This is a genomic window from uncultured Rothia sp., from assembly GCF_937976295.1.
Classification (GTDB): Bacteria; Actinomycetota; Actinomycetes; order Actinomycetales; family Micrococcaceae; genus Rothia.
The window spans coordinates 1-7593 of record NZ_CALJRY010000376.1 but is presented as its reverse complement, the minus strand read 5'-3'; the positions used below and the strand labels follow the sequence as shown (position 1 = coordinate 7593).

The following is a 7593-nucleotide window of genomic DNA, read 5'->3' as shown; positions in this document are numbered from 1 at the left end:
TTGAGGAGAAGGTCATGCAGCTCAAGGAGTCGAAGGCCGCGCTCTTCGATGCGGTAGTCGGTGAGGGCGAGTTCGCCTCCGCGGCGGTAACCGCTGAGGACGTGCGTGAGCTCTTCGCGCCTGCTATCGAGCGGTAGTCGTCATTTTTCGTCACGTGGTTACGCCGCAGGCTAGATTCACCCCCGATTCTGCTGTGACCCTTCTCAATGGGGGGCTCTGTGGCGTAGCCTTGAAGGACTACGTACGGAGGCGCCGCCTCCCCTAGATTTCAGGTTCTAGATTCCAGATTCCAAAGGAGCACCATGAGCTACAACGTACCGAACGTAAAGTTCAACGACGGCCGAACCATTCCGCAGCTGGGCTACGGCATGGCGCAGGTCGAGGACGAGGTTGCCGAGAAGGTTGTGGGCACCGCCCTGGAGACTGGCTACCGCCACATCGACACCGCCGCTATCTACGGCAACGAGGCGGGCGTAGGCCGCGCTATCGCTAACTCCGATGTGGCTCGTGAAGACATCTTCCTCACCACTAAGCTGTGGAACTCCGACCAGGGCTACGAGAGCGCTTTCGAGGCGTTCGAGGCGTCCCTGCAGAAGCTGGGCACCGACTACGTTGACCTGTACCTGGTTCACTGGGCTAAGCCGCAGCAGGGCCTGTACCTGGATTCCTGGCGTGCGCTGATTGAGCTGCAGAAGCAGGGTAAGGTCCGTTCCATTGGTGTTTCGAACTTCCCCGAGGAGCAGCTGCGCGAGATTATCGAGGAGACCGGCGTGGTTCCGGTCATCCACCAGATTGAGCTGCACCCCTACTTCTCACAGGAGGCGCTGCGCGCCGTTCACGCCGAGTACGGCATCGCAACTCAGGCGTGGAGTCCGCTGGGCAACGGTAGCGACCTGTTGCAGAACCCCGTGCTGGCTGAGATTGCGGAGCGCCACGGCGCAACCCCCGCGCAGGTCGTGCTGGCGTGGCACCTGGCTAAGGGCACCGTGGCTATCCCGAAGTCTGTGACTCCCTCCCGCATGGAGGAGAACCTGGCGTCGGTGAACGTGAAGCTGACCGCCGAGGACATCGCGGCTGTGGATGCGCTGTCCAGCCCCGAGGGTCGTATTGGCCCTGACCCGGCGAACATCGACTTCTAAGCTGGTGTGTCGAGTCCCGCGTCTAGGGACTTGAAGCTAGGCAGAGCAAAAGACAGAGCAAAGCCCCGACAGGCATAGTTAGTGCTTGTCGGGGGCTTTATTGCGTTCTCAGGATTGATGTTCTCAAAGCTGAATTTTTAGCGAACGCTAGTTCTCGTCCTCCACCAGCAGGGAGAGAGAGATGCGGCGGCGCGCCGGGTCAACCTCCACCACGCGCACCCGCACGATGTCGCCGCTGCGCACAATATCGTGCGGGTTCGCCACGTAGCCGCGGCTCATCTGCGAGATGTGTACGAGGCCGTCCTGGTGCACGCCAATATCCACGAACGCGCCGAATGCCGCCACGTTCGAGACGGTGCCCTCGAGCACCATGCCGGGGCGTACATCCTCGAAGTGCGAGACGGATTCGGAGAAGCGGGCGGTGCGGAAGCTACCGCGCGGGTCCAGGCCGGGGCGGCGTAGCTCGGTGAAGATGTCCTCGACCGTGTACACGCCGGCGGCGCCTTCCGTGCTCTCCTGTCCGCGGCTGTCGTCCTGCCCGTGCTTATCCTGCTCGTGGCTGTCCTGCACGTAGTCGGCGGGGTTCAGCCCGGCGAGCGGATCGCTACCGTCCGAGGTGCCCAGGGCGCCGGCAACCCAGTGGGCGCCGTTGCGTGCCTGCGCGTCGGCAATGATGCGGCGCGCGAGCGGGTAGGCTTCCGGGTGCACCGCGGAGGCGTCCAGCGGCTCCTCACCGCCGCGGATGCGAATGAATCCTGCCGCCTGGCGGAAGGTTTTCGCACCCAGTCGCGGCACGTTCAGCAGCTGCTGACGGTTCGCGAAGGGACCGTGTTCGGTGCGGTAGGCGACGATGCGTTCGGCGGTTGCGGTGCCTACACCCGCCACGTGCGCAAGCAGCTGCACGGAGGCGCTGTTGAGATTCACACCCACGGCGTTCACGCAGTCTTCGACGGTGTCGTTGAGGGCGCGGCGCAGGGCGGCGGGCGGCACGTCGTGCTGGTACTGGCCCACGCCGATGGACTGCGGGTCGATTTTGACGAGCTCGGCGAGCGGGTCCTGCAGGCGGCGGGCGATGGAGACGGCGCCGCGTACGGTCACGTCGTAGTCGGGCAGCTCGGCGGCGGCGAGGGCGGAGGCGGAGTAGACGGAGGCGCCCGCCTCGGAGACGGTCACCTTCTGGGGTGCTTCTACGCCGCCCTCACGCAGGGTGCGGATCAGTTCGCTGGCGAGCTTGTCGGTTTCGCGGCTTGCGGTGCCGTTGCCGATGGCGATGAGTTCCACGCCGTGCTCGCGGCAGGCGGCGGCGAGCTCGCGCAGTGCTTCTGCCCACTGGTTGCGCGGGGCGTGCGGGTAGACGGTGCCCACGCGCAGCGGCTCACCGGTGCCGTCAACTACGGCGTATTTCACGCCGTGGCGCAGGCCCGGATCCAGGCCGAGGGTGGTCTTGTGTCCGGCGGGTGCGGCGAGCAGAATATCGCGCAGATTGGAGGCGAACACCTCGGTGGCGTGCTGTGCGGCGGCGTCGAGTAGCTGGTGGCGGATGCGTTCGGCAAGGCGCGGGCGCAGGTGGCTGCGCCATGCGGTGCGGACGGTGGCGGCGAGCCAGCCGAGTACGCGGTCTTCGTCGTCGACGGTGTTGAGCACCTGTACGGGGATGCGTAGCGCGGCGGCGACTTCACGCTCGTATGCAGAACGGACGTTCTCGTAATTTTCGGCGGCGGCCTCAGCTTCGGCGCGGGCGGCACCACGCAGGCGGCTGAGCGCCACGGGGGCGGGTGCCACATCCACCTTGAGGCGCACCACGCCGGCGTCCTTGGCACGGTGCAGCGCCAGCACGCGGTGCGGCGGAATGGAACGAATACGGTCCGAGAAGGCGAAATAGTCGGAGAACTTCGCACCAATGCTTTCCTGACCGGCAATCACACGGGACTCAATCACGCCGCTCTCACGCAGGCGCTTGAGGAGCTTTTCGCTCAGCACCGGGTCGGTGAGGGCGCGGTCAATCAGGATCGCGCGGGCGCCATCGAGGGCCTCTTCGGCGCTATGAATCTGCAGGGCTTCGTCTGCCTCGGCAACCTCGATGCCCCCATCTTCATCGTCTTCGGTGCCGTCGGTAATGTACGCGGCGGCGATGGCGTGCGCCTCGGCGAGGGGCACCTCCAGCAGGTCTTCGACGAGGGAATCAAGTCCGGCGGCGCGCGCCATCTGAGCGCGGGTCACGCGCTCACTGCGGTACGGGGCGTAGATGGCGTTTACATCTGCGATAGTGGCGGCGTTCATGAGCGAGGAACGCAGCTGCAGCAGGGTGAGCGGGTCGATGAGGCCTTCGTCGGCGCGGTCGGTGAGCGCTTCGAGCACGCGGTTGCGGCGCTCTTCGAGGGCGCGGAGCTGGCCCAGGCGCGACTGGATGGTGCGCAGCTGGGTGTCGGTGAGCGCGCCCGTTGCTTCTTTGCGGTAGCGGGCGATGAAGGGCACGGAGTTGTCGGCGTCGAGTAGCGCCACGGCGGCGCGGATGCGGTGCGGCGCGATGCCGGTTTCCACGGCGAGCGCGTTGATGAGGTGCTCGGCGGGTTGCTCAGCATTGCCGCCGGTTTCGTGTTTTTCGAGGTGCGCGGCGCTACTGGGCGCGGGGTCTGCAGCTCGATCCGCGCGCGGGCGGATGCTGCTCGGGAGGGGGTGTTCGCTCATCCTTCCAGTTTCGCATATTTCGCCGCGGCTCACGGGTTGAGCGGTGATGCTGAGGGTAGAGTCAGCGCGGGGCTTATTGTGCGCGCCGTTGCGGGTGCGGGTAGGCGTATTTTTCCACCGCATCTTTTAGTGCAGAATACGAGTCTTTGTGCATATTGTGCCCTGTGGGAGCACTAAACTTTGTCATCTTTCCGCAAGAAACCGCGTTATGGGCTCACGTATTTGAATAGTGCTAAGTTTCAACGATAAATTTAGATAAAAGAGTATATTTTTTTGAAAAAATATCTCACATTCGTACAGATAAGGGGTGGTTTCACACCACGCAAACGCCCTTATCTGCGTGCACACGTTCAGGGTTTCGGCGGCACGGTGCGACAAGGTGCTGCCACATCCCGCAGATGAAAGAGGGACCCATGCGCGAACAAGCCGCGCTGTCAAACGCTCCGGAGGGGTACTTAGATTTTCACGACGAGTACGCGGAACTTATCGCCGAACTCGCCGCGCTGGGGTTCACCCCTAGCCAGGTTCTCCGCCGCCTCAACTTTCTGTACCCGCACATCAACAAGAAGCATCTGAACTATGCGCTGAACTCCGGCATCTGGCAGTTTGGCCCGGTCGCGGCAGACGCCCCGACCTACACGATGATTGCTTGCGGCCTCTGGTACGTTTTCGCGGAAGCCTACGATCTGCCCCCGGAGCCCGAGTACGCGGCGCTAATCCTTGATGGCGATATTATCCACGACCTGCCGCCCGCACTGGAGGCACGCCACTTCAACAGCGAAGACATCGCCGGCATCCTGGCGAAGATTGGTGCAACGCTCAAGTACCTTGCCGCGCACCCTTACTCCCAGCTGGAGGAAGAGGTGTACGCGCAGACCCTCGAGGACATCCGACAGCGCGGCATAGCAGAAATCGGCACCGAGGGCGGTAGCCTCTACACCCTGCTTGCCTCCAGCATGGAGGGCGAATCGGCGTGGCCGGCACCGGTTCAGACCGCGAACGATTACCTCGGTGACGGCAACTGGTCCCTGGGTATGCTCCGCACCGGCATCTACCCGGCGGAGGCGCTCGAAAACGAGTGGTACATTGACGCCGCCGCGGTACCCGAGGATTTTGCGTCGAAGACCCTGAGCCTCTTTTTGAGCTATTGTGCCCGCTACGACCGTGAGCCGACGGCTCTCGTGTACGGCTACTGGTCGACCATTCAGACTCTGATTGGTGAGGTGCCGCCCCTGGGTGCGGTGCGCGCTAAGTTCGGTTCCTGGCAGGCGACGCTGCATCGCGGACGCGCGCAGATTGCCCGCGAGTTGCGTCTGTGGACCAGGAACGAGGCAAACGCAGCTGCCGCTGAGGCGAGCACTGCTGAGTTGAGCGCCAAGGAGGAGCTTGAGCTCCTCGACGCTGAGCTGACCGAAGCAGAACTAGCAGAGCTGGATACCCCGGACAATTCCCCTGCGGACGCTCCCGCAGAGCTCGCAGAGCTAGTCGAGTCAGCGGAGCCCGCGCGTCTGAGCGCCCGCGAACTCACCGAGCAGGGCATCGGCGTGGTGCAGACCGCCCACACCGACCTGGCGGCGTACCACCGCACCCAGTGGGAGCAGACGGTGGAAATCTTCGGCGAACGCCTCGCGCAGCTTGCCTGGAACCGCCGCCTGAGCACCTACTACTTCTTCGACGGCACATCCCTGGAGGACGCCGACCCGACCCCCGTGGTGACGGTCTTCCGCTCCCCCACCGGTTTCCTCTGCGAGCTCGAGCCCACCGCCGAAGCGCTACCCGCCTTCGACCCGGAGTTCCTGCAGGAGCACGGCTGGAGGCGCCCGGTACCGGTGCACGCGCTGTGGAACCTGCACGCGCTCGACCCGCTGGAGGCAGCTGCCGCCGTCATTGAGGCGATGCGTTCCGGTTGCGGTTGTGACCGCTGGGATTTCTACCGCACCGATGATGACGAGGACCCGCTTGCCGAAGAGGCGGCGTCCATCTAAACAACCGTCTAGACATCCGTCTAAGCGCTCTCCCGTGAGCCTCTCGGGTTCATCTTGAGAGATGGCGAAAGCCCGCGTCCCCCACTCCCGACGAGGAGTAGGTGACGCGGGCTTTACGTGTGCTCAGGCAATTTACGGAGCTAATCTCTGTAGCCCCAGCCAGTGTGTCTGAGCGTGGTTGCTTAGCGTGCCGAGAAAATCTCGGACGCCTCCACAATCGCGATCTGCGCGGTGCGGGTCGAGATTGCTTCTTTGCGGCGTGCATCAGCGCGGCGCTTGAAGAACCAACCAATGCCCAGAATCGCGAACCAGACGGGCATCGCCAGCAGACCCCTGAGGGTTTCTTCATCCATGGTCAGCACACCAATGGTGAAGGCGAAGAACACCAGCGACAGCCACGCGGAGAAACGGCCACCGGGCAGACGGAACTTCGACTTCTCGTGACGTGACGGGAACTTCTTGCGGTACATCAGGTAGCTGACCATAATCATTGCCCACGCGAAAATCACGAGTACCGCAGCCACGGTGGTGACCAGGCTGAACGCGCTAGAAATCGAGTCACCCGCGTAGAGCAGCACGATGGAGGACAGCAGCATGACGGCGGAGAGGAACAGCGCGTTACGCGGCACACCGTTCTTAGAGATCTTGCCCAGGAACTTGGGGGCGCTGCGCTCGCGCGCCAGGCCGAATGCCATACGCGAGGTGGAGAAGATACCGGAGTTCGCCGAGGAGGTTGCGCTGGTAATCACCACGAAGTTGATGACGTGCGCGGCGATGCCCAGGCCCGCCAGGGTGAACATGGCAACGAAGGGGCTGGTATCGGCATTGGCGAGGCGCCAGGGGGTGACCATCAGGATGACGGAGAGCGCGCCAACATAGAAGACGATGATACGAAGCGGCACAGCATTAATCGCCCTGGGCAGGGTCTTTTCCGGGTCTTGAGCTTCTGCGGCGGTGGTACCGACGAGCTCGGAGCCCATGAACGCGAAGATGACAATCTGGAATGCGCCGAGGAAGCCGATGAAGTGGTTCGGGAACATGCCGCCGTCATTCCAGAGGTTTGCGACGGATGCCTGCGCACCGCTGGGTGAGGTGAAGCCAACGGCAATCATGATGCTGCCAACGATAATCAGGGCGACGATGGCGACAATCTTAATCATGGAGAACCAGAATTCGATTTCGCCGAAGTTCTTCACAGAGACCAGGTTCAGGGTCAGCAGAACGCCGATGACGGCGAGCGCCGGTATCCATGCCTGCAGGTCGGGCCACCACATGCGCAGGTAGCCGACGATTGCGATAATGTCCGCAACAGCGGTGACCACCCACATGAACCAGTAGGACCAGCCAAGGAAGAAACCTGCCATGGGGCCGACCAGATCGGTGGTGAAGTCGGAGAAGGACTTGTACTTCAGGTTGGAGAGCAGGACCTCACCCATGGCTCGCAGCACCAGGAAGATGATGGCGCCAATGAGCACGTACACGAAAATAACGGAGGGGCCAGCCAGTGAGATGGCGCGGCCGGAACCCATGAACAGGCCGGTACCGATGGCACCGCCGATTGCGATGAGCTGGATGTGGCGGTTGCTCAGACCGCGGTGCAGTCGTTCTCCCTGTTCGGGAGCTTTAGGATTCAGGGTGACGTTATTCTGTTCAGTCACGACGTCCTCTTTTCTGCGGTTGTACCCCGTACCGCATGTGCCGTTGCTGGATGACAATTGTTATATCGCAGCAGACAGAATCTCTGTATGAATATGCGGCTAGTTGCTTTGCGGGGCGGCCCC

At 63.0% G+C, this 7593-nt stretch carries 4 protein-coding genes; 2 read left to right on the top strand and 2 right to left on the bottom strand.

Annotated features, from left to right (window positions below; all coding sequences use genetic code 11):
- The first annotated feature begins 302 nt into the window (after window positions 1-302).
- On the top strand, window positions 303-1139 hold the full coding sequence (locus Q0216_RS10000) for an aldo/keto reductase (RefSeq protein WP_298595024.1): 837 nt from the start codon (window positions 303-305) through the stop codon (window positions 1137-1139).
- Between the two features lie 147 nt (window positions 1140-1286).
- On the opposite strand, the gene Q0216_RS09995 is transcribed toward Q0216_RS10000, so the two are convergent.
- A complete protein-coding gene (locus Q0216_RS09995) occupies window positions 1287-3827 on the bottom strand; it encodes a helix-hairpin-helix domain-containing protein (RefSeq protein ID WP_298595021.1) in 2541 nt (846 codons plus the stop codon).
- A gap of 413 nt (window positions 3828-4240) precedes the next feature.
- Here Q0216_RS09995 and Q0216_RS09990 point away from each other — a divergent pair, with 413 nt between their 5' ends.
- A complete protein-coding gene (locus tag Q0216_RS09990) occupies window positions 4241-5812 on the top strand; it encodes a dehydrogenase (RefSeq protein ID WP_298595018.1) in 1572 nt (523 codons plus the stop codon).
- A gap of 182 nt (window positions 5813-5994) precedes the next feature.
- Here Q0216_RS09990 and Q0216_RS09985 read toward each other — a convergent pair whose 3' ends face one another.
- The gene (locus Q0216_RS09985) at window positions 5995-7470 is read right to left on the bottom strand and encodes an amino acid permease (RefSeq protein WP_298595015.1); all 1476 of its coding nucleotides are present in this window, start codon (window positions 7468-7470) and stop codon (window positions 5995-5997) included.
- Window positions 7471-7593: the final 123 nt, after the last annotated feature.